Raw genomic sequence first — 240 nt, forward strand, 5'->3', positions numbered from 1 at the left:
TTCCCTTCAGCCGGACTTGGGTAATCCTCCAAGATAACAATGGACCTTGTAGGACTTGAACCTACGACCACTCGGTTATGAGCCGAGAGCTCTAACCAGCTGAGCTAAAGGTCCAACAAGATCAACAATATAGCGGCGAAGGGGATCGAACCCCCGACCTCCCGGGTATGAACCGGACGCTCTAGCCAGCTGAGCTACACCGCCATAATATCGGGAAGACAGGATTCGAACCTGCGACAC

At 53.3% G+C, this 240-nt stretch carries 2 tRNA genes; both read right to left on the minus strand.

Annotated features, from left to right (window positions below):
• Window positions 1-40: 40 nt before the first annotated feature.
• Window positions 41-114 (minus strand) — tRNA-Ile (locus HMPREF2686_RS10050).
• A 16-nt stretch (window positions 115-130) separates the two neighbouring features.
• Window positions 131-204, minus strand: a tRNA-Met gene (locus HMPREF2686_RS10055).
• Window positions 205-240 lie beyond the last annotated feature (36 nt).

The sequence above is a fragment of the Streptococcus sp. HMSC057G03 genome (assembly GCF_001808745.1).
In the GTDB taxonomy this organism is placed as follows: Bacteria; Bacillota; Bacilli; order Lactobacillales; family Streptococcaceae; genus Streptococcus; species Streptococcus parasanguinis_Z.